Consider the following 20,556-nt stretch of genomic DNA (forward strand, 5'->3'; position numbering starts at 1 on the left):
CCTGCGGATCACATGGTCCGGTCGACGGCCTCGGCGATGCGGCGGCACTGGGCCATGAGCTGGCCGAAGGCGGCGGGGGTGATGGTCTGGGCGCCGTCGCTGGCGGCGCGCTTGGGGTCCTCATGGACCTCGATGATGAGGCCGTCGGCTCCCGCCGCGACCGACGCCTTCGACATCGACGCGACCAGGCTCGACTTGCCCGTCCCGTGCGAGGGGTCGACCACGACGGGGAGGTGCGACTTCTCGTTGAGGTAGGCGACGGTCGCCAGCGGCAGGGTGAAGCGGGTGTGGTCCTCGAACGTCCGGATGCCCCGCTCGCAGAGGATGACGTCGGGGTTGCCGCGGTCGAGGATGTACTCGGCGGCGAGCAGGAACTCCTCGATCGTCGCGCTCATCCCGCGCTTGAGCAAGGCCGGCTTGCCCGAGTCGCCGACGGCCTGGAGGAGCTGGTAGTTCTGCATGTTGCGGGCGCCGATCTGGAGGACGTCGGCGTATTCGGCGACCATCGGGACGTGCTCGGGCGCCATGACCTCGGTGACGATCGCCAGGCCGGTCGCGGCCCGCGCGGCGGCCAGCATCTGCAGGCCCTTCTCCTTGTGCCCCTGGAAGCTGTAGGGGCTGGTGCGGGGCTTGAAGGCGCCGCCGCGGAGGGCCGTCGCGCCCAGGCCCTTGAGGATGCGGGCGATGGCGACGATCTGCTCCTCGCTCTCGACCGAGCAGGGCCCGGCGATCACCGCGACCTTGGCACCGCCGACCTCCAGCCCGAGGGCCTTGACGACCGTCCGGTCCTTCTTGACCTCGGCCGAGGCCCGCTTGTAGGGGGCCATGATCGGCAGGACCTTCTCCACCCCCTCGCCGGTCTCCAGGGCCTCGGCCAGCCCGGGCCGCTCCTGCCCGAGGGCGGCGACGACGGTCTGATGCTCGCCCCGGATGACCTGGGGGGTCAGCCCCAGCGACGTGATCTGTTGCGCCATGGTCTCGATCTGCGTCCCGCTCGCGTCCGGCTTCATCACCACGATCACGGCCGACGCCCTCCCTTGGTTGGTGGGCCGGACTTCCGATCGACCCGGTCTCGACGCACGCCGCCGAGGAGGATCTTGGGAGGTCGCCGACGCCCTGGATGATGGGAAATCCGACGAAGTAACCCGAAAACGAAAAAAGGCCCCGGTCCTGAAGTCAGGTCCCGGGGCCTTGGGTATCTGCTTGTATGTGGGTGGGGTCCTAAGAGCAACCTCCGCACACAGCCCGGCGACCTGTCGCAGCTCTGGTAAACCAGAACCGCCAGCCCTGATAGGAGCCCGCAAAATCGGTCGCGAACAGGCCGAGCGTCACGCGAGGGAACCCCGAAAGCGCCGTCCAACTCTCAAACGAAGGGAACGAAAGGCGAATCCGACCGGGCCCGGAGATGGGTCCCCGAGCCCGGCCGAACCAAGCCTCGAATAGGCTCGAATATGCGGCTTGCCCGACGGCAAACCCGTCGGCTGCCTTAGGCGAGCCGCCCCTGGTTGTCACTACACACGCGATCACCTCCTTTACGTTCTAGCCTCCCCGGGCCCGCGCGAGTCCAGCCTCGTCGCGAGAGCGGGCTCTAGTCCGTCGCGCCACGGTAGCGCGATCCGAGAGCCGACCGGACGCGTGTCGCCCGATCGACATGATCACTTTATCCCCGTCGACGGGCGGGATCAACAGGGCGCGCCGAAAACATCCCGGACGCCCGCGCCTGGGTCGCCGCCTCATTCCCGCATCGCTTCACAGCCGATCCTTCCAGGCCGAGGCCGAGCGGCGGCCGTGGAGGATGGCGAGGACCTCGATGCGCTCGGCTCGAACTCGGTAGTAGACGAGGTAGGGGAAGGTCGCCACCCTGGCCCGACGAACGTCCCGATGGACGACGCGATGCAGCTCCGGCGTCGCCTCGATCTGACCCGGCGCCTGATGGATCGCCGCGGTGAACCTGGTGCCGAGATCGGCCCGGTCCTGATACCAGTCCGCGGCGGTGAGGAAGTCGAGTTCGGCCTCGGGGGTCAGGACGACCGGCAGGCTCACTTCCGGAACCGCTCAAGCGCCCGAGCCTGGACCTCCTCCCAGGGGATGGCGGCGGCAGGCGCCTTGTCCGACGCCTCGATCCGCCGATCCAGCAATTCCTTCACGTCCTCGGCCAGCCCTTCCTCCGCGTCGTGGTCGGTCAACCCGTCCCAGACCTCTTCGATGAGGCGTAATTGATCCTCGACCGTCCAGTTTCGGATCTCGCTCAATACGGCTTGCAGATCCATCTCAGGTCTCCAGACGGGCCTTGGCTCCCAATCACGCTCGTCGGGAGTTGCGACGACGCGCCCTCCACGAAATCGTAGCCCGGAACGGACCGCCTCAGCAATCGGGGCCCTTTCATCAGGCCAGGTGTTCCAGCGCGTCCCGGCAGGTCTCGGCCATGCGTTCGAGCCGCGGCTCGTCCGCGCCTCCGGCGATCGCGACGTCCTCGTCGGCCCCGGCGGGCGCCAGAATCCAGGCCACGGCGACGACGTGCTGGACGTACGGCGCGTCGCTCAGCGGTCCGAGAAAAGCGTGGGGATCGGCATGGATTCAGGCCCCCGGCCTGGCCCACGGCGGCGGCGTCCGCGGCGGCTCGGCGAGGAATTCCAGGCCCCCGCGCAGGCGGCCGGCGGCGGTGAAGAACGGGTGGAAGCCCTGGCCGTCGAGGCCGTTGCCGTCGTAGCGGTCGCGGCGGGTGGAGATCGCCTTGCCCTCGCGAAGGGCCCACCCCATCCAGCCGAAACCGGCGGCGGCGAGCATCTCGGTGTTGAACCGGGCGCAGGCGGCGCGGCGCTGGTCGTCGAGGCAGCCGGGGATGCACTCGTTGACCAGCAGCGGCTTGCGGTGCCGGTCCCTGATCGCGTCGAGGCCCTTGATCATCGCCTCGAGGGCCGCCGGGGCGTGGGCGTAGGGATGGCCGCAGAGCACGTCGACGAGCGGGGCGTAGGTCTCGATGTTGGTCCCGGCCATGGTGCCGATCGTGATCGGCTGCTTCGCCCCGCAGCCGCGGACCGCGGCGGCCACGTCCTTCAGCCAGGCGAACTCGCGGCGGTTCACCTCGGTCGCCTGGTCGAACGCCCCGGGCTCGTTGCAAAGGTCCCAGAGCAGGACCCGGGGGTCGTCGGCCAGGGGCGTCACCAGGGCCCGGACGTAGTCGAGCTGCGGCGTCCAGTTGCGGAGGAGGGTGTCGGCGTAGGTGCCGCCGTAGTCGAAACGGTCGTCGTGCCAGCGGTTGAAGAGGCAGGGCATCACCTTCATCCCGGCCTCGTCGACGGCCGCGACGGCGTCGAGGAAGCGGGCCGTCACGGCTTCGGGGTCGGCCATCCAGGCCGTGAACTCGATCCAGAGCCGGATGCAGTTGGCGTGGACCTGGCGGGCGAGGGCGACCTCCTCGCGGAACCGGTCGCCCCGATACGACCACCAGGCCTCCTCGATGCGCGCCCCCCACGACGGCACCACGCTGAAGCCGCGGAGCCAGCCGTACGAGTCGTAGACGTGCAGCGAGGGCCGGCCGGCCGGCTCCTCGGCCGCGCCGCCGAGGCCTGCGAGTGCAACGGCCGCCGACGCCCTGAGGGCCGCGCGACGATGGATCATGGCGTCCTCGACTTCGAGTTCGTGAATCGGGGGGACCGACCGACGTTCTACCCCCCGGCCCAGCCCGACGCAACGACTGACCGCGGCTTGCCCTCGGGCGGGGCGGCGGCCAAGATGGCGTTCGACCCGCCCGCTCGAACCCGTGTCCCACGCCGACGAGACGCCGCCATGACGAGACCCCGAACCCTCCCCGCCGCGATGGGGTTGCCGACCGTCCTGATCCTGGCGCTCGCCGCGAGCCGTGCGGGGGCGGAGGAGCCGCCGCCGAGGCTCGCCCCCCGGCCGAACCTCCTCGTGCGCGGCGTCTACGGCGGCGTCCCGACGGCGATTTTCGAGCGGGGCGAGACCCTCGACGACCACGGGATCAACGCCGTCTGGATCGGCTCGGGAGGGGCGACGGCCGAGGTCGTCGCCGGGCTGAAAGCGAAAGCCCCCGGCGTCCGGGTCTTCGCCGAGTTCAACACCATGCACGACGCGGAGTACCTGGCCGACCATCCCGACGCCGCGCCCGTCGGCCCAGACGGCCTGCGATGTCCCGCGCCCGACGGCTGGCAGGGGGTCTGTCCCACCCACCCGGACCACCGCCGCGAGCGGATGGCCGCCTTCCGCAAGACGCTCGCCGACGCCCCGCTCGACGGCGTCTGGCTGGACTACCACCACGCCCACGCGAGCTGGGAGCAGGCCGAGCCCAACCTCCCCGACACCTGCTTCTGCCGGCGCTGCCTGGCGAGCTTCGGCCGCGACACCGGCGTCGCCCTCGGCGACGGCCCCACGCCCGAGATCGCCCGCCGCCTTCTCGGCGAGCACCGCGAGGCCTGGGTCGCCTGGCGCTGCGGGGTCTTCACCGACTGGGTCCGCGAGTTCCGGGGGATCGTCGAAGCGACCCGCCCCGGGGCCCTGCTGGGGACGTTCCACTGCCCCTGGACCGACGCCGAGCGCGAGGGGGCGCTCCGCGAGAAGCTCGCCATCGACCTGAAGGCCCAGGCGGCCTACGTCGACGTCTTCAGCATCATGCCGTACCACGCCCGCTTCGGGCACGCGGCCGACCCGGGGTGGATCTCGCGCCAGACGGCCTGGCTGGGCCGGTTCCTCGGCGTCCGCGGCGAGCCCGGGGAACGGGTCAAAATCTGGCCCATCGTCCAGCTCGCCGACTGGGGCGAGGCGGTCCGCCCCGAGGACGTCCGGACGATCCTCGACCACGGCACGCGACCGCCGGCCAGCGGCGTCCTGATCTTCCACTGGCAGGGCGTCGGCTCGGACCAGGCCAAGCTACGGGCGATGGGACGGGCCTACCGCGAGCTCCGACCCTGACGACGGGGGCCTTCCGCGGGTTGGCTTGGAATCGGCTCCATTCGTCGCGCCACCAAGGAAGCCAATTTGCCGCAAGTCTTTCCCGTAAAACGTTTTATCGCGTCATTTTGGGCTCAACCCACGCGCCCCAAGAATTTTTTTTCCGCTCGCCTCCAGGTTTGCATTGCGACTCTCGGCTCCTCTCGTCCAGGTTCCGGGTTCCACGTCCGCTCGTCGCCGATCGGTCGAAATCCAACCTCCGGAACGCGGAACCGCGGGACGGGCCGAACCTCCCATGGTTACGATACAACTGATTCGTCGAACGAGAACGGCTCCCCTCGAAATTCGGCCGTCGGTCCTCACCGAGGTGCGGCTGCGGCGGGGGCGGTTCAGGTCCTGGAGGAAGTTTCCGATGTACGGCGGTCTCACCAAGCTCGCTCACGAAGGGGATGAGGCGGGCGTCCGGCGGATGCTCGACGAGGGGGTGCCCGCGGACGCGATCGACAACGGGCGGTTCAACGCGACGCCCCTCCAGGCCGCCGCCGGGGCGGGGCATCTGGAGATCGTCGAGCTGCTGCTGGACCGGGGCGCGAACGTGAACCACGTCGACAACGACGGGTTCTCGCCGGTGACGACGGCCGCACGCGCGGGCAAGTGGCAGGTGGTGAAGCTGCTGGCGGCGCACGGCGGCGATTTCCGCACCCCGGACGCGACCGGCCGGAACGGCCACGACTACGTCCGCCGCTGCCGAGGCGCGCGGACCCGCGCCGCCATCCAGGCCGCGCTCGAGCGTCGGGGCGTGGCACCCGCGACCGACCCGGGGGCGACCGAACCTCTAGAAACAAGAAGCTCCCACCCCGCCGGGGCCGAATCCGGCGAGGGGGAGACTTCCTGAGGATGATTCGTGGCGTCGGGCGGAAGTCCGCCCGACGATTAGACGGCCGCCTTGACGCGCTGGAAGTGGGCGTGGACCTGGCGGGCCATCTGGTCGGCGTGGGTGACGAAGCCGATGTGGCCGGCCCCCTCGATCGTCTCGAACCGGGCGTTCGAGATCTCCGACGCGAGCCGCTTCTGCCGCGAGGCCGGGATGATCGCGTCCTTGGAGCCCGCGAGGACCAGCGTGGGGACGTCCAGCCGCCACAGGCGGTCGGTCACGTCGAACTGTTCGAGCTGGCCGAGGCGCTGGGCCATGACCGCCTGGGGCGTCTCCCAGATCCGTTCGACGACGAAATCGGCCTGCGGGCCCGGCTCGGGCTTCTTCGCGTACAGCAGGTTGAGGAACTGGTTGATGAACGGGCTGTTCGGGGGCAGGGCGTAACGCTCCAGGACGTTCCGGACGATCCCCGAGGCGGTCGTCGCGCGGAACCGCGACTCGATCCCCTGGACGATCAGGGAGTCCAGCAGGCGAGGCTGTTCGACGGCCAGCTCCAGGGCGACGGCCCCGCCGAACGAGACGCCGAGGATCGACGGCCGCTCCAGGCCGAGCCGCTCGATCAGGCCGGCCAGGTCGGCGGCGTGCTGACCGATCTCGACGTAAGGTGTCCGGCTGGCCCCGAGCGGTCCACGGCCATGAGTGAGGTCGCCCCTGAGGCTGTAGGTGATGACCTGGCGATGCTGGGCCAGGCGGCGGAGCAGGGGCCGCGTCAACCGCCAGCCGCCCGCCATGCCGGGGACCACGATCAGCGGATCGCCGACGCCCATGCGGACCACTTCGAAGTCGTCACCCTGAATGGTTACGCGACGGACCCGACGCGACCCGGCGTCGGGCACGATCGTCGACCATGAGTCACGCCATTTTGCAGAAAGCCGCATTCCGCCTCCCCCGTCCGCAGCCAGTCGCCGACGGACCCGTCGTCGCTCGTGGAATCATCTCGAAGAATGCTGCTCGATGCTCTCGGAAGCATGGGTCGACCCGAATGACCGGGTCCCCCAGTCTGGGAATTCGCTAAGACTCCATCGCACTTCATGTGCCCAGGGCGTTTCAGACCCCAATTCCGCGTCTCAATCCGATGCCTGAGGAGAAATCGCAAACCCGACTGTCGAAATTTCGCCGAAGTCTCAGCGCCGAATCGAGCAACCCTCGTTACTGGCGATCAACTCGACACCCCTACACTTTACCCATGTCATCTATTTTCATGAGATGGAGTAGAAATGGCCGACTTTGCGGATTGTGACCCCTGATTGAATGGACAGTTTGTCGATAATAGCGATTTAACAGAACCTAGAGAGGTTGACCACTCAACACTTCGTCAGCGCCGAAAATCGTCGATCTTTCGTCACCGATATCCTTGATTTTCAGCGCCGAAATGGGTAGAGTCGACACCCGACATGCGGTCATCGGACGCGGTCCGGATGCTCCGTGCATCCTCCGGATTGCAACGATTGTCCGGACGATCGAATTGGGCCTCGGCATGGCCGTCCAGATCCCAGATCGAGAGAAGGTGGGCGATGCCTGGGATCGGTTCCTCGTGGTGGAGACGACGGCGTCGGAACGTCTCGGGATGGGCCGTGGGGGCGAACAAGGCTCCTTCCTGGTTAGGCGAGCGGTGGGCGGGGTTGCGGTTGTTCTACCTCACCTGCTCGGTGGCGGTCGTCCTCTACTCGACGATGGTGCTCTTCCAGATGGTCTGGATGGGGACCATCGGCGTGCGCTGCATGTTCGGCACGGAGGTCGAGGACAACGTCTCGACCAACTTCCGCTGGATCGATTCGCAGGGGCGTGAGGACCGTCCTCGACGCGGGGACGCCCTGCTATCCATCAATGGGACGGACCTGACCCGCGGAGATTACGCGGCGTACATCGCGGCGATCCGGGGGTTGAGCGGGCGGGTCGGCGACTCGGTGAACGTGCGTTGGATGAATGGGCAGACCGGCCGCCTGCACGAGGCGAGTGCCGAGGTCCGGTTCATGCCGCAGAGTTCGTACATCTGGTCCTTCATCTGGTTCCTGCAGGAGATGCTGATCTTCGCAGTGGGAGCCAGGGTCTTCTGGCGACGGCCCAACGACGACTCGGCGCGGCTGTTCTTCATGCTCTGCATCGTGACGGTCGGGGCGTTCATGGGGGGGTACCACTGGACGGAGATCGTGGGCCAGCCCTGGCTCATCTACCCGTTCGTGCTGGTCGCGCTGCTGGTGCCGACGGTCAACCTGCATTTCTACCTGGTCTTCCCGCGCCCCAATCCGCTGCTGCTGGTGCATCGCCGCTGGGTGCTGGGGGTGCTCTACGGGGTGCCGGGCGCGTTCCTGGCGGCGCTCTGGGGCAGCATGTACGCCTCGCGCTGGCTCCGGCTCCGCGACGCGACGACGCAAAGCTCGACGGCGCTCGAGCTGATCCGCGTGCTGGCGTTGAGCTACGTCTGGGTGGCGGTCTTCTTCTTCGGGCTCTGCTTCCTGTGCCTGGTCTTCAGCTACCGGCGGGCGCGGCACCGCGGCGAGCGGAACCAGGTGAAGTGGATCTTGCTGGCGACCGTGGCGTCGTCGGTGCTGATCGGCTACCTGATGGTGCAGACCCTGATCGACCCCTCGAACCTGGGCCGCGACAGCGCGGCCTGGCCGATGTTCACGGTGTCGCTGCTTTATACGATCGCGCACGCGTTCAGCATCACGCGCTACAAGCTCTTGCAGGTCGACGAGATCGTCAACCGGAGCATGGCGTACTTCGCGTTCAGCGTGACGGCGGGCCTGATCTACTCGGGCCTCCTGCTGATCAGCGGCAAGCTGATCGGCGACCGACTCACCTCGCTGGGGACGTCGTGGGGTGCGGTGGTGGCGACGGTCTCGGTGATCGTGGTGCTGTTCGTCTCGGAGCTGGCGCGGGGGCGGTTCCAGCGGATCCTCGACCGCCGGTTCTTCCGCGAGAAATACAAGTTCGACCAGGCGATGCAGAAGATGCGGCTGGCGGTCGGCAGCCTGGTCGACCGCCAGACGCTGGGCAAGCGTCTGCTGGAGGGGACGGCCGAGGTGCTGCGGCTGGAGTGGGGCGCGCTCTACCTGGCCGAGCCCGAGGACGGCCGGTTCGAGCTGGCCGCCAGCCACGGCCCGGCCCCCGACGAGGCCGTGCTGGAGGCCGACCACCCGCTGGTGACGCGGCTGCGGCAGGCGTCGTCGGTCCGCCAGTCGCACTCGATCGGCTCGGCCGCGGCGTCCGATCCGGCGACCGACTCCATGATCGCGCTGGGGGGCGAGGCCGCCTGCGGCGTCGGCGGCGACGGCCGGCTCGCCGGGGTCCTGGTCCTGGGCCCCAAGCGCAGCGGCATGCCGTACGAGGACGAGGAGATGGCGTTCCTGGGCGCGCTCAGCTCGGTCTCGGCGATGGCCCTGCATTCGGCCGACATCCAGGAGACCCTGGAGACGCTCAACCACGAGTTGCGGGGCAAGGTCGACAAGATCGCCGAGCAGCAGCGGCGGATTTTGATCCTCCAAGATCAGCTCCGCGACCGCGCCGAGCGCGAGACCGCGGGCCAGCCGGGGGGGGCCGCGCGGGGCGACGTCCGCAAGGATTCCAACGGGCTCGTCGAGGCCTTCGAGCGGATGAAGGGGTCGAGCCCCGCCGCGCGGCGGATGATGAACATGGCGCGGAAGGTGGCGGCCAGCTCGTCGGCCGTGCTGATCCGGGGCGAGAGCGGCACCGGCAAGGAGCTGCTGGCCGCGGCCGTCCACGCGGCCAGCCCCCGGGCGGCGCGGCCGTTCGTCAAGGTCCACTGCGCGGCGCTCTCGCAGGGCCTGCTGGAGAGCGAGCTGTTCGGCCACGTGAAGGGGGCGTTCACCGGCGCCGACCGCGACCGCATGGGCCGGTTCGAGCAGGCCGACGGCGGCACCCTGTTCCTGGACGAGATCGGCGACATCAACCTGGAAGTCCAGACGAAGCTGCTGCGGGTGCTGCAGGAGACCTCGTTCGAGCGGGTCGGCAGCTCGCAGTCGCTGCGCGTCGACGTGCGGATCGTGGCGGCGACGCACCAGGACCTGGAGGCCCTGATCCGGGAGGGGCGGTTCCGCGAGGACCTGTATTACCGCCTGAACGTCATCTGCCTGACGACGCCCGCCCTGCGCGAGCGTCGCGAGGACGTGCTGGAGCTGGCGATGCACTTCCTCGACGTCTACGCGGCGAGGATGGGCAAGGTGCTGACCTACATCGAGCCCGAGGCCGTCGAGGCCCTCATGGCGCACGACTGGCCGGGGAACATCCGCGAGCTGGAGAACACGATCGAGCGCGCGGTGGTGCTGGCCGACGGCCCCTCGCTGACGGCCGACGACCTGCCGCCGGAGGTCCGCCAGCCGATCCGCCGCCGCTACCGCGCGCGGGCCTCGGCGGCCGGCGTCGCCCCTCGCGCGGCGGCCCCGACGCGCGGCCTCGCACCGCCGGCCGCCGCGCCGACGATCGGCCGCGGGGCGACGTCCGGTCCGGCCCCGGTCCCCGCGGAGGGGGAGGACTGGGGGGACGAATTCTCCTCGTACGAGCGCCAGCGGCTGGTCGAGGCGATGGAGGAGGCGGACGGCAACAAGAGCGTCGCCGCCCGCCTGCTGGGGATGCCCCGGAGCACCTTCTTCAGCAAGCTGAAGAAGCACGGCCTGGCCTGAGGGCCGCGGGCCGACGGGTCCGGATCGGTTCGGGTCAGGTCACTTGGCGGCCGGCTCGGGGGTGAGCGTCATCTCCATCGTGTTGTTGACGGTCTGTTCGAGCGAGTTGGCCCCGGCGGTGATGAGCTGGACCATCCTGACCTCGACGTGCGACCTGGCGATCCGCCCGTTCTGGGCGTCGAAGTCGAAGACGCCTTCGTTCTTCTGGTCCTTGATCTCGAAGCTGAGGTTGGGGTTCGCGGCGCCCTCGACGGCCATCTTGGCGGAGAGGTCGATCCGGACCTTGCTCGGGTCGCCGTCGACCGGCCCCTTCACGGTGTAGGTCTTCTCGGTCACGATCGTGCCGAGCTGCTGGACCGGGAGCTTCGACTGGTCGGTCCAGCCCTTGCCGTCCTCGACGGCCTGCTCGGGCAGCACGAGGCCCGACTGGGTGATCATGTTCTTCATCGACTCTTCCGAGAAGAGGTTGGCCATCGGCCCGGTGAAGCTCTTCTTGAGGGCCTCGAGGGTCTTCTCGGGGATCGTGACCGATTTGATCTGGCCCCGGGGGTCCATCGACAGCTTGCACTCGAACCCGGCGAGGGCCTTGAAGATCGACACGACCTGGGCCGCGCGGGGGTCGTCGGGGACCTTGTCCTTGTCGGCGGAGTCGAACTCGACGGGGGCCTGGCCGTTCGCCTCCATCTTCACGCGGACGCGGTCGATGATCTGGGTCATCGTGGCCGCGCCCTCGGGCGAGACCTCCTCGACGATCCAGCGGATGTCGCTCGTCTGGTTGACGACCGAGCCGCCCTGGATCTGGGCGGACTTCATCTTGGTCTCGGTCTTCTGGACCAGCGCGTAGCGGATGGTCTCGCCCTTCTGGAACTTCCAGCGCAGGGGGGCGGCGGCCCGGGCGGCCGGGGCGAGGCCGATCGCCAGGACCAGGGCCAGGCCGACGGCCGTCGCGAGCCGGGCGTCGCGGCGGAGGAGCGGGCGACGCCGGAGGGGCGTCGGGGTCTCGGGGAACGCGTGGGGCATCGGTCGGGACTCCAGGGTGCGAAACGGGCCGGCGGACGCGTCGGGCCCGCCCCGCGACGCGCGGGCGGCCGGACGCCGGGCGGACCGGGTCATCGGGGCGTTGGGGGGGCGGGAGGGGGAGGGGCGTCGGCCGCGGGGCCGGCGGCCGGGGGGACGAGCTTCAGCTCGATCCGGGCGGTCGTGGTCTGCTCGACCCGCTGGCCCTGGGCCGAGAAGGCCATCGTCAGGGCGTCGTCCAGGCGGCCCGATTCCACCAGGCCCCGCCGCGCGTCGAACGCGAAGGCGCCGGAGCCCGAGTGCTTCAAGAGCTTCACCTCGAGCGCGGCCTCGGGGGCTTGCTGGACGGTGAAGCGCGTGTCCACGGCGACGTCGTGGACGCCCGCCTCGTCGGGCCGGGGGCCGCGGTCGGTGTACGTCTTGTCGATGATCAAAGCGCCGAGCATCGGCATCGGGGCGGCGACCTGCCGGCTCCAGGTCGCGCCGGTCTCGACGGGAGCCTCGGGGAGGTAGGGGACGGCCTGGATGATCAGGTTCCGGATCCCCTCCTCCGAGAAGACGGCCGCGCCGCCGATCGCGCCGGCCTGGCGGATCAGGGTTTGCAGGGGCTCGGAGAGCTTGACCTCGCCGACCTCGCCCCGGGCGCTCATCCGGAAGGCGACCTCGGAGCCGGCGAGCCCCTTGAGCAGGTCGACCAGCCGCGCGGTGAAGGGGCCGTCCCGGCGGGGGCCGTCGGCCGCGGTGTCGAACTCGAACGGGGACGGCAGGCCGTCGCCCACGATCCGGACGCGGACCCGGTCGATGGCGAGCTTCAGGTCGGCGGCGTCGGCCGCGGCCGACGCGACGGTCCAGTGGAAGTCGACCGCCTGCCGCCGCTCGGTGTGCACGCCCCGGCCCCCCTCGGGCTTCGATTCGAGGGTCGTCGTCTGCTCGAGCGTGTAGCGGACGACCTGGCCGGGCTCCAGCTTCCAGCGCAGGGCGACGGGCTCGCCGGCCGCGGCGGTCGCCGCGAGGGCGAGCAGCAGGCCGACGAACGGGGCTCGGGCGTTCCGGAGGGCCGTCCCTCCCCTCGCCGCATGCTTCATGGAATCCGCGCCTCTTTCGACTCGGGACGCTCGCGCGGGGCCGCCGCGCAAGAATTCCAGCATACTCGTCGCCGTCGTCGAAATCATCAGCGCGCGTCGGGGTCGTCGATGGATCGGTCGGGGGGGACCGGCTGGATGGGGTTCTCGCGGAGCCGATCGACGTCGTCGGGCCGCACCGTGTAGGCCAGCAGCGCGAAGTAGTAGAGCCCGTTGCAGGTGATCGCGGCCAGCAGGTTGCCCGTCAGCAGGCAGAGCGTCCCCAGGTACACGCCGAGCAGGAAGCCGATGAACGCGAAGGCGACCGAGATCGGCTGCAGCACGCCGAAGAGGAGGCTGGTGAGCGCCACCCCCCAGGCGTCGCCCAGCATCTCGGAGATGGCCGGCTGGAGGACCCCCCGGAAGAACATCTCCTGGCCGACCCCCATCGCGACGGCGATCAGGACCAGGTCCTTCCAGGTGCAGTTGTCCACCAGCGGCACGATCTCCTCGTCGAGGGTCCGCCTGAGACCCGCGAAGAGCGGGAAGGGTCGATGCAGCATGGCGATGACCAGCAAGGCCGGCGGCAGGGCGGCCGCCGCGCCCAGCAGGGCGGCGTCGACGTCCCAGCCGAAGTGCCTCAGAGGGGGGTGTCCGAACAGCCAGCCGGCCACGAGCGACATCGGTGCCAGGCCGCCCTCGAACAGGACGGCCAGCGTCATCATCGCGTCATGACCGGGGGCCTCGACGTCCGGACCCGGCAACTCTCCCGAATCGCTCAAATCGTTGCGATCCTGCATCCGCTGCTTCCGCAAGGCTGGGGCCGCATCTCGCCCGACCGACGGCCGGAGAGCCTCCATCTCGGCTCACATTCAGCTTAGCTCGCCGGGTCGCCGCTGTCGATCCTCGGCCAACGCTGCCTGCTGGGTTGCGTGCAGCCGCCGAACATCGGCGAACGATTCGAAACGCCGCGGCCCCGGCCTCGCGTCGGTGAAGACGGCGGCTCGGGGCCGGGCGGGAAGGGATGCGGGGGTCGTCCGACGCCGCGGGGGCGGGCGTCGGATTTACTGGGCGATGATGTTCTTGACCCGGGGGTCGGCCAGGCTGATCCGCCGCGACTGGAGCCCGCCGTTGCGGCGGATGACGTAGAGCAGGGCGGTGTCGGTCTGGACGGCCTCGGGCTGGCTCAGGACGTGGATGATGTGGTCGGGCCGGATCGTCTCCCAGTTGCGGTCGCCGATGTTCATCCCGACCAGGATGTCGCCGCGCTGCAGGAGCGCGGCGGCGGCCGGGCTGCCGGGCGAGACGGCCTGGATCAGCAGCCCGCCGCGGAGCTTCGGGTTGACCGCCGAGACGTCGTCGCTGGAGGCCGGCGAGGTCCGCAGGCCGATCGAATCCCAGACCGGGTCGGCCTTGTCGTAGGCCGCCAGGGTGGTGCCGTCGGGGAGGGGGCGGACTTCCAGGGCGAGGGCCGAGTCGACGCCGCCGCGGCGGATCACGACCTTCGAGGGCGTGCCGGGCCGGGCGTCGAGGAAGGCCCGCTCGACGTCGAGGGCGTTGGCGACCGACATCCCGCCGATCTGGACCAGCTCGTCGCCCGGCCGCAGGCCCGCGGCCTCGCCCGGGCTGCCGCGCTGGACGTCGGCCGCCACGAGCACCCGGTGCGCGCCCCGCAGGGTCTCGGCCGCGACGACGCCGTGCCAGGTGGCCGCCAGCCGCCGCGTGCTGAGCATCTCGGCGGCGACCCGCTTGACCTCGTCCATCGGCAGGGCGAAGCCGATCCCCTGGGCGCCGGCCCGGACCGCCACGTTGATCCCGATCAGCTCGCCCTCGATGTTGATCAGCGGCCCGCCCGAGTTCCCCGGGTTGATGGCCGCGTCGGTCTGGATCAGGTTGCGGTAGACCTGCTCGTCCGACAGCGTGACGTCGCGGTGCAGGGCGCTGACGATCCCCACCGAGACCGTGTTCTCGTACCCGAAGGCGTTGCCGATCGTGAGCACCGGCTCGCCCACCATCAGGTCGGCCGAGGTGCCGATCTTGATCGCCGGCAGGGGGGACGTCGGCTCGATCTTGATGAGCGCCAGGTCCATGACGGGGTCGAACTGGAGCACCCGGGCGGGGTAGGTCGTCCCGTCCAGGAGCTGCACCTGCACGCCCGCCACCTTGTCGACGACGTGGTGGTTCGTGAGGATGTAGCCCCGGCCGTCGACGATGACGCCGCTCCCCATGCCATTGACGCGGGGCCGCTGGTTCTCCTCGGGCGAGAACGGCCAGCGGCTGCTCGACGCCGCCTTCTTCTCGCTCGAGATGTTGACCACGCAGGGCTGGGCCTTGCTCACCGCCTCGACGACCGCCGTCCGCCGGACCCCGACCGCCGACGGGTCGGAGCCCCACGCCGTCGCCGGCGGCGCGCCGACCGTCAGGACGCCCAGCACCAGCCCGACCCCCAGCCAGGGGCTCGTCAGGCCGGCTCGTCGGTCCCCCTCACCGCGGCGACTCCAGGGTATTAGCACGATGTCGTCCCCAATGCCTTGAGCGTCGGCTTCCGTCCATGTCCCCCGGGTCCGACGACGTCCGCTCCGCCGCCCCCGAGGCCCTTCCGACGTGCTCTTGGATCGGTTGCCCACATTACCGGCTTGAGCCTAGTCGCCTGGATACCTCCCAGCTTTTCTGCGTTCTGCAACTATCCATATAACGTGATCAAATTACCCATTTTGACGCCCGCAGGAGATGAATAAGCCGTCAGGTCGGGCGTCTGTTTGCAGGCTTTTCCTGATCGATGGCCGGAGGACGCGCCTCGTCGTTTCATCGCGCGAAGCCGACGCGGTCGTTCCGATGGGGCGGCGGCCGACGCCTCCAGGGTTGCTTCACAGGCTCTCGGGTAGGGCCTCCGGCGGTTTGGGTTTTGGGGAAGTGAGGACTTTTCGCTCCGCCTCCCAGGCCGCGAGCTCTTCGACGTCGCCCGTGGCCTTCGCTAACGCGATGAGCCGACGCAGCGCCCAGTCGAGGTAGACCTTCTCCTCGTGGGGGATCGAGATTTCACTCGCCTTCATTCCCTGGTAACCGTCTCGAAGCAGCGGCTCAGCCTCGGCCCATCTCCGCTGCCCGAGCAAAGCCGCACCGAGCATCGACCTCGCGCGGTACGCAGTCCAGGCCTGCGGACTGGCTTGCTCGCAATGCGAAAGGGCTTCACGGGCGATCGACTCGGCCTCAGGCCACGCTTTCAAGTTGTTCAAGCACGATCCTAGCCTCGTAAGGCGACCCGTAAGGCCGACGCGTAGGCTATGGTTGGATCGGGCCCGGATGACGAGACTCCGTCGTAGCGGCAAGGCCTCGGCAAAATCCCCCTGCTTTTCATGGAGACTTGCCAAGGCTGATTCAGCATCATCGGTGACGGCGTGGTCGGGCCCGAGCTTGGTGCGGCAATCGTTCAAGATTTCACCATAGGCGAACTCGGCCTTTTTGAGCCGGCCGCGACTCAGATCGAGTTTGGCTCGTCTCAGGCGTGCAGCAACCGTCTCGGGGTGATCTTGCCCGAAAGCTTCGCGGCGACCTTCGATGAGGGCGTCCCATATCGGCTCGAGCCGGTCGAACTGGCCGACGAGCTTGCGGGCGGTAGCCAGGTCGGCCAGGCTCTCGAGTGTTGCGAGATGGTGGGGGCCCAATTTCTCTCTTCTCAAGTCTAGCGTCAACTCATAGTGTCGAAGGGCCTGATCCGACTGGCCTGCATAGTCGTAACTCAGGGCCAAGGTGCGCATCGTGTTCAAAGACTCGGGATGGTCCGGGCCAAGATTCGATTTCCTCAAGGCCAAGGTCTCCTCGAGGATCGTGATGGCGCGACTCCACTGCTTCGCGGCGGAGTAAGAGTTAGCGAGGCTCTGCATGCTCTCCATCGTTTCGGGGTGGTCGGGACCCAACCTCGACCTCATCAACGCGCATGTCTCCTCATGAAGCTGAATCGCTCGATGCCGATCTCCCGCTTGGCTATGGTAGATGGCGAGCTCTCGCATGCTCTTCATTGTGCTGAGATGGTCAGGTCCGAACTTCGCCTTCGTCAGGGTCAAGATCTCCAGGCGGAGGTCGACGGCGCGTTGCCATTGCCCCACCTTGCCATAGCTCAAGGCTAGATTTCCCATCACCCTCAGCGTATCTGGGTGGTCGGGGCCTAGTTTCGACTTCATCCGCGCCCACGTCTCCTCAGCCAGCCGAATGGCCTGGTCGAGTCGACCGGCGTGAAAGTGGCGGATGGCGAGGCTGGCCATGCTGCTGAGCGTTTCGGGGAGGTTGGGGTCGAGTACGGCACCCGCCACTGACCGCGTATCCTCCTCGAGTCGGGTGATTCGGTCCGCACGGCCCGCGCGGTCATAGCAGATCGCCAGGCTGGCTGAAGCCCACAGAGTGCAAGGGTGGTTGGGGCCGAGCGCCAGCTTGCTCGACGCCAACACTTCCTCGTAGAGCTCGATCGCACGCCCCGGACGACCGGCTCGATCGTGGCAGACGGCGAGGCTGGCCACGCTGTTGAGCGTGTCGTAGTGGCCGGCGCCGAGCCTGGCCAGATAGGTGGCGTGGGCCTTCTCGAACAGGTCGATCGCCTTCTCGAAGTAGCCAAGGTTGCGTTGGGTGCCTCCGAGGGCCATCTGAAGCCCCGCCACACCCAACGGGTCGTCGGTCGCCTCGCCTTCGAGGGCCGCCGTCGCGACATCCAGTCGCTGCGCCAACCGGGCCGCCAGCGAGGGCGACTTGCCGTCGCCGCCGTCCGGGTCCAGGTCCTGGAAGATCGCCAGGAGGATCTCGTTCGCCTTGTCTTTCTGGGCCAGGCGCTTCGCAACCTCCTTGCCGCGCGTCTCGGCCAGCCCGCGTTGAAGCCTGGCCTCGTGCAAGGCCAGCGAGGTGGCGACGAGGCCCGCCGCCAGGGCGGCCAGCACCAGGGTCCCGGCGACGACCCGACCCCGGTGCCGGCGGACGAACTTCCGCAGGCGGTAGGCCGCGGTCGGAGGGCCGGCGACGACGGGTTCGTGCTTCAGGAACCTCTCGACGTCGTCGGCCAGGCCGGCGGCCGAGTCGTACCGCCGGCGTCGGTCCTTGGCGAGCGCCTTGATCACGATCCAGTCCAGGTCGCCCCGGACGAGACGCCTCAGTCGCGCCGGCTCGACTCGCCGATTCGCCACGAGGCTCGGCGAGGCGCCGGAAGCCCTGATGCGGCTCGACGGGGCGGGCGGCTCGTCCTCGCGGATCATGCGCAGGATCTCGTCGAGCGGGGTCTGCTTGAGCGTCGCTCGCGGGATCGGCGTGCCGCCGGTCAGCAACTCGTAGAGGATGACGCCGAGGGCGTAGACGTCGGCCCGCGTGTCGACGTCCACGGCGTTGAACGTCGCCTGCTCCGGCGCCATGTACTGGGGCGTCCCGGCGACGCCGCCGAAGGCGCTGAAGAGGCTGTGCTCGGTCAACTCCAGGCCGCCGAACGCCTTGGCCAGGCCGAAGTCGATCACCTTGGGCACGGCCCGACCGTCGTGGGATTCGACCAGGATGTTCGACGGCTTGAGGTCGCGGTGGATCACCCCCTTCTGGTGGGCGTGCTGGACCGCCGAGCAGATCTCCCGTAACAGGGCGAGCCGAGAGAGCAGGTCGAGGCGATGGGCATGACAGTACTCGGTGAGCGGGACGCCTCGGACCAGCTCCATGACGAAGAAAGGGCGGCCCTGCTCGGTGGCGCCGGCGTCGAGGACCTTGGCGATGTTCGGATGGTCCATGAGCGCCAGCGCCTGCCGCTCCGCCTCGAACCGCGTCAGGACGGCCCGCGAATCCATCCCCGACTTGACGAGCTTCAGGGCGACCTCGCGCCGGACGGGCGTGAGCTGATCGGCGAGGAAGACCGAACCCATGCCGCCTTCGCCGATAGCCCGGCGGATCTGGTAACGACCGGCGATCACGACGTCGACCATGGCGGCGGCGGCGACGCTTTCGCCGCAGGGGGGCTGGCCCGAAACGTAGGCCTCCGTCGACGCCGGTGGGCCGCCGGCCCATGGGGCGTCCGAATCGGCGTCCGTCGTCGGGCCCGACTCGTCCGCTCGATTCAGCGTGTCGCCGTCGTCCAGCTGTGCGTCCATCAACTCCGCCCGAAGCTCGGGATCGGCGGCGATCCGGCGATCGAGAAGTGCAAGCCGATCGTCAAGCTCCTCGCGTTCAACGGCCGCACGGAAGAGGGAGTCGATGAGTGCCGGGTCAATCGCCATCAAATCCTCCGCTGAAAAGCGATTTTCCAGTTCAGCGTGAATTTTCCATGAACTCAATCAACCGGCGAAGCAAATTTTTCGATCACACCAGAATTCTCTGATACAACATGCCAAACAAGTCCAGGAGTGGGCTCAGGCACGCTTAGGTGGACGCGGCGAGGGAAAGAGCCCTGCGCAAGAGGCTCCATGAATCGTAAAACTAGAGGGGGGATGATCTGAGACCACCGGAGCCGGGATGCATGGCCGAGAAATCGCCGCGACGCCTCAAGCTGGAAGAGAGCCTTCGGGACGACCCCACGGACGCCTTCCTGCGCTATGGGCTGGCCGTCCAGTGCTTGCGCGAGGGGGACGTGGAGGAAGGGCGGGAGCGGCTGAAGGCCCTGATCGCCGACCGGCCCGACGACGAGGTCGCCGCGTATCAGCAGCTCGGGCAGTCGTACGCCGAGACGGAGGAGTTCGCGGCCGCGGCCGCGACGCTCCGCACGGGCGTGGCGAAGGCCCTGGCCCGGGGCGACCAGCACGCCGCCGCCGAGATGGGGGGGCTCCTTGACTCGCTCGATTGACGCCGCACGCCGCGGGGCCGGGAGGGCCGGCGCGTGATCGGGCCCATCCTCTCGTCCGGGGGGGCGCCCGCGATCCCCCCCGGCACGAGCGAGTTCGCCTTCCCGAGCCCCCTCCGCATCGGGGTCGGCGCGGCCCGGGGCCTGGCGGCGGCCCTCGCGTCGCTGAGCGTCGCCCGGCCGCTGATCGTCACCGACGCGGGCCTGGTCGCCGCGGGCGTCGTCGACGAGGTGCGCGGGCCGCTCGCCGGCTCGGTCCTGTTCGCGGATCTGTCCCCCGACCCCAGCGACGCGGACGTCGACGGGGGGGCGGACCGGTATCGCGAGGCGGGCTGCGACGGCCTGGTCGGCCTCGGCGGCGGGGCCGCGATCGAGGCGGCCAAGGCGATCCGCTGGCGGCTCGGACTGCCGCCGCTGGTCGCGATCCCCACCACGGCCGGGGCCGGCGCCGAGGTCGTGCCGACCGCCCGGATCCGCTCGGCCCGGACGCATTGCAAGCGGGACGTCGGCCGGGGGCCGCTGCTCCCCTCGCTGGCGATCTGCGACCCCCGCCTGGCCCTGACCGCCCCGCCGGGCCTGACGGCGGCGACCGGCCTGGACGCGCTCTCGCATTGCCTGGAGAGCTACCTGGCGACGGGCTTCCATCCGCTCTGCGACGGCGCGGCGGTGGAGGGGATGCGCTACCTCTTCCGGGGCCTGGAGACGGCGGTGCAGAACGGCGCTGACGTCGAGGCCCGCTCGGCGATGACGGTGGGCTCGCTCCTGGGCGGGACGGCCTCGCAGAAGGGGCTGGGGGTGACGCACGCCCTGGCCTTCGCCGTCGAGATCGACGCGCCGGGGCAGCACGCGCCGCTCGTGGCGATCCTGCTGCCGCACGCGCTGCGGTTCAACCGCGAGGCCGCCGAGGCCCGCATGGCCGACCTGGCCTCGCGAGTGGGCCTGGGCCGAGCGGGCGACGGGCCCGGCCACCTGATCACGCTCGTCGAGCTGCTCCGCGCCAACACGCCGCTGCCGCGCCGGCTGCGGGACGTCGACGGACCGGCCCGCGACCGCCTCGCCGAATACGCCCGCCTGGCGCTGCTCGACCCCGGCCTCGTCGTGAACCCTCGGCCCTGCACGCAGGCCCTGCTGGAAGAGCTGCTCGACCGGGCGTGGTGAGCAGCCGTCGGAACCCGTCTTTCCCGCGAGGGGAGGTGC

16 protein-coding genes are annotated in these 20,556 nt (G+C 69.5%); 5 read left to right on the forward strand and 11 right to left on the reverse strand.

What is annotated here, in order from left to right; translation table 11 throughout:
- Positions 1-8 precede the first annotated feature (8 nt).
- From aroF to PZE19_RS25465, 5 genes are all read right to left on the reverse strand, one after another.
- Positions 9-1,022 carry a 3-deoxy-7-phosphoheptulonate synthase gene (gene aroF, locus PZE19_RS25445; protein WP_277863412.1) on the reverse strand — a complete coding sequence of 338 codons (1,014 nt, stop codon included), beginning with the start codon at positions 1,020-1,022 and terminating at the stop codon, positions 9-11.
- Between the two features lie 727 nt (positions 1,023-1,749).
- A complete protein-coding gene (locus tag PZE19_RS25450) occupies positions 1,750-2,043 on the reverse strand; it encodes a type II toxin-antitoxin system RelE/ParE family toxin (RefSeq protein WP_277863413.1) in 294 nt (97 codons plus the stop codon).
- Complete coding sequence (locus tag PZE19_RS25455; protein ID WP_277863414.1) at positions 2,040-2,270, reverse strand: addiction module protein; 231 nt, start codon at positions 2,268-2,270, stop codon at positions 2,040-2,042. Before PZE19_RS25455 ends, PZE19_RS25450 begins: the two co-directional genes overlap by 4 nt.
- Before the next feature lie 115 nt (positions 2,271-2,385).
- Positions 2,386-2,508 (reverse strand): hypothetical protein, encoded by a 123-nt coding sequence (locus tag PZE19_RS25460; protein WP_277863415.1) that lies wholly within the window; start codon positions 2,506-2,508, stop codon positions 2,386-2,388.
- Between the two features lie 69 nt (positions 2,509-2,577).
- Positions 2,578-3,621, reverse strand: a complete 1,044-nt coding sequence (locus tag PZE19_RS25465; protein WP_277863416.1) for a cellulase family glycosylhydrolase — start codon at positions 3,619-3,621, stop codon at positions 2,578-2,580.
- A 168-nt stretch (positions 3,622-3,789) separates the two neighbouring features.
- Between PZE19_RS25465 and PZE19_RS25470 the strand changes: the two genes are divergently transcribed.
- Both PZE19_RS25470 and PZE19_RS25475 read left to right on the forward strand, forming a co-directional pair.
- Complete coding sequence (locus PZE19_RS25470; protein WP_277863417.1) at positions 3,790-4,932, forward strand: hypothetical protein; 1,143 nt, start codon at positions 3,790-3,792, stop codon at positions 4,930-4,932.
- 391 nt (positions 4,933-5,323) lie between these two features.
- A complete protein-coding gene (locus PZE19_RS25475) occupies positions 5,324-5,806 on the forward strand; it encodes an ankyrin repeat domain-containing protein (RefSeq protein ID WP_277863418.1) in 483 nt (160 codons plus the stop codon).
- Between the two features lie 38 nt (positions 5,807-5,844).
- Here the strand turns inward: PZE19_RS25475 and PZE19_RS25480 are convergent, their stop codons facing one another.
- Complete coding sequence (locus tag PZE19_RS25480) at positions 5,845-6,612, reverse strand: alpha/beta fold hydrolase (protein WP_277863419.1); 768 nt, start codon at positions 6,610-6,612, stop codon at positions 5,845-5,847.
- 747 nt (positions 6,613-7,359) lie between these two features.
- Here PZE19_RS25480 and PZE19_RS25485 point away from each other — a divergent pair.
- Positions 7,360-10,488, forward strand: a complete 3,129-nt coding sequence (locus PZE19_RS25485; RefSeq protein WP_277863420.1) for a sigma 54-interacting transcriptional regulator — start codon at positions 7,360-7,362, stop codon at positions 10,486-10,488.
- A 39-nt stretch (positions 10,489-10,527) separates the two neighbouring features.
- Here the strand turns inward: PZE19_RS25485 and PZE19_RS25490 are convergent, their stop codons facing one another.
- From PZE19_RS25490 to PZE19_RS25510, 5 genes are all read right to left on the reverse strand, one after another.
- A complete protein-coding gene (locus PZE19_RS25490) occupies positions 10,528-11,508 on the reverse strand; it encodes a DUF6263 family protein (RefSeq protein WP_277863421.1) in 981 nt (326 codons plus the stop codon).
- An 89-nt stretch (positions 11,509-11,597) separates the two neighbouring features.
- Complete coding sequence (locus PZE19_RS25495) at positions 11,598-12,590, reverse strand: hypothetical protein (RefSeq protein WP_277863422.1); 993 nt, start codon at positions 12,588-12,590, stop codon at positions 11,598-11,600.
- An 86-nt stretch (positions 12,591-12,676) separates the two neighbouring features.
- Positions 12,677-13,366, reverse strand: a complete 690-nt coding sequence (locus tag PZE19_RS25500; protein WP_277863423.1) for a CPBP family intramembrane glutamic endopeptidase — start codon at positions 13,364-13,366, stop codon at positions 12,677-12,679.
- A 264-nt stretch (positions 13,367-13,630) separates the two neighbouring features.
- A complete protein-coding gene (locus PZE19_RS25505) occupies positions 13,631-15,079 on the reverse strand; it encodes a trypsin-like peptidase domain-containing protein (protein ID WP_277863424.1) in 1,449 nt (482 codons plus the stop codon).
- Positions 15,080-15,433: 354 nt separating this feature from the next.
- Positions 15,434-18,799 (reverse strand): serine/threonine-protein kinase, encoded by a 3,366-nt coding sequence (locus PZE19_RS25510; protein WP_277863425.1) that lies wholly within the window; start codon positions 18,797-18,799, stop codon positions 15,434-15,436.
- A gap of 239 nt (positions 18,800-19,038) precedes the next feature.
- Between PZE19_RS25510 and PZE19_RS25515 the strand changes: the two genes are divergently transcribed.
- Together PZE19_RS25515 and PZE19_RS25520 are read left to right on the forward strand one after the other, a co-directional pair.
- Positions 19,039-19,362 carry a tetratricopeptide repeat protein gene (locus PZE19_RS25515; RefSeq protein ID WP_277863426.1) on the forward strand — a complete coding sequence of 108 codons (324 nt, stop codon included), beginning with the start codon at positions 19,039-19,041 and terminating at the stop codon, positions 19,360-19,362.
- A gap of 33 nt (positions 19,363-19,395) precedes the next feature.
- The gene (locus PZE19_RS25520; protein WP_277863427.1) at positions 19,396-20,517 is read left to right on the forward strand and encodes an iron-containing alcohol dehydrogenase; all 1,122 of its coding nucleotides are present in this window, start codon (positions 19,396-19,398) and stop codon (positions 20,515-20,517) included.
- Positions 20,518-20,556 lie beyond the last annotated feature (39 nt).

Origin of the sequence: Paludisphaera mucosa, assembly GCF_029589435.1 — a bacterium.
Classification (GTDB): domain Bacteria; phylum Planctomycetota; class Planctomycetia; order Isosphaerales; family Isosphaeraceae; genus Paludisphaera; species Paludisphaera mucosa.

Bases quoted from the DNA above. Each gene is read 5' to 3' on its own strand.
- PZE19_RS25485 (WP_277863420.1), top strand. From the start codon at position 7,360: ATGCCTGGGATCGGTTCCTCGTGGTGGAGACGACGGCGTCGGAACGTC.
- PZE19_RS25455 (WP_277863414.1), bottom strand. From the start codon at position 2,270: ATGGATCTGCAAGCCGTATTGAGCGAGATCCGAAACTGGACGGTCGAG.
- PZE19_RS25510 (WP_277863425.1), bottom strand. From the start codon at position 18,799: ATGGCGATTGACCCGGCACTCATCGACTCCCTCTTCCGTGCGGCCGTT.
- PZE19_RS25465 (WP_277863416.1), bottom strand. From the start codon at position 3,621: ATGATCCATCGTCGCGCGGCCCTCAGGGCGTCGGCGGCCGTTGCACTC.
- PZE19_RS25495 (WP_277863422.1), bottom strand. From the start codon at position 12,590: ATGAAGCATGCGGCGAGGGGAGGGACGGCCCTCCGGAACGCCCGAGCC.
- PZE19_RS25490 (WP_277863421.1), bottom strand. From the start codon at position 11,508: ATGCCCCACGCGTTCCCCGAGACCCCGACGCCCCTCCGGCGTCGCCCG.
- PZE19_RS25475 (WP_277863418.1), top strand. From the start codon at position 5,324: ATGTACGGCGGTCTCACCAAGCTCGCTCACGAAGGGGATGAGGCGGGC.
- PZE19_RS25500 (WP_277863423.1), bottom strand. From the start codon at position 13,366: ATGCAGGATCGCAACGATTTGAGCGATTCGGGAGAGTTGCCGGGTCCG.
- PZE19_RS25470 (WP_277863417.1), top strand. From the start codon at position 3,790: ATGACGAGACCCCGAACCCTCCCCGCCGCGATGGGGTTGCCGACCGTC.
- PZE19_RS25480 (WP_277863419.1), bottom strand. From the start codon at position 6,612: ATGGGCGTCGGCGATCCGCTGATCGTGGTCCCCGGCATGGCGGGCGGC.
- PZE19_RS25515 (WP_277863426.1), top strand. From the start codon at position 19,039: ATGGCCGAGAAATCGCCGCGACGCCTCAAGCTGGAAGAGAGCCTTCGG.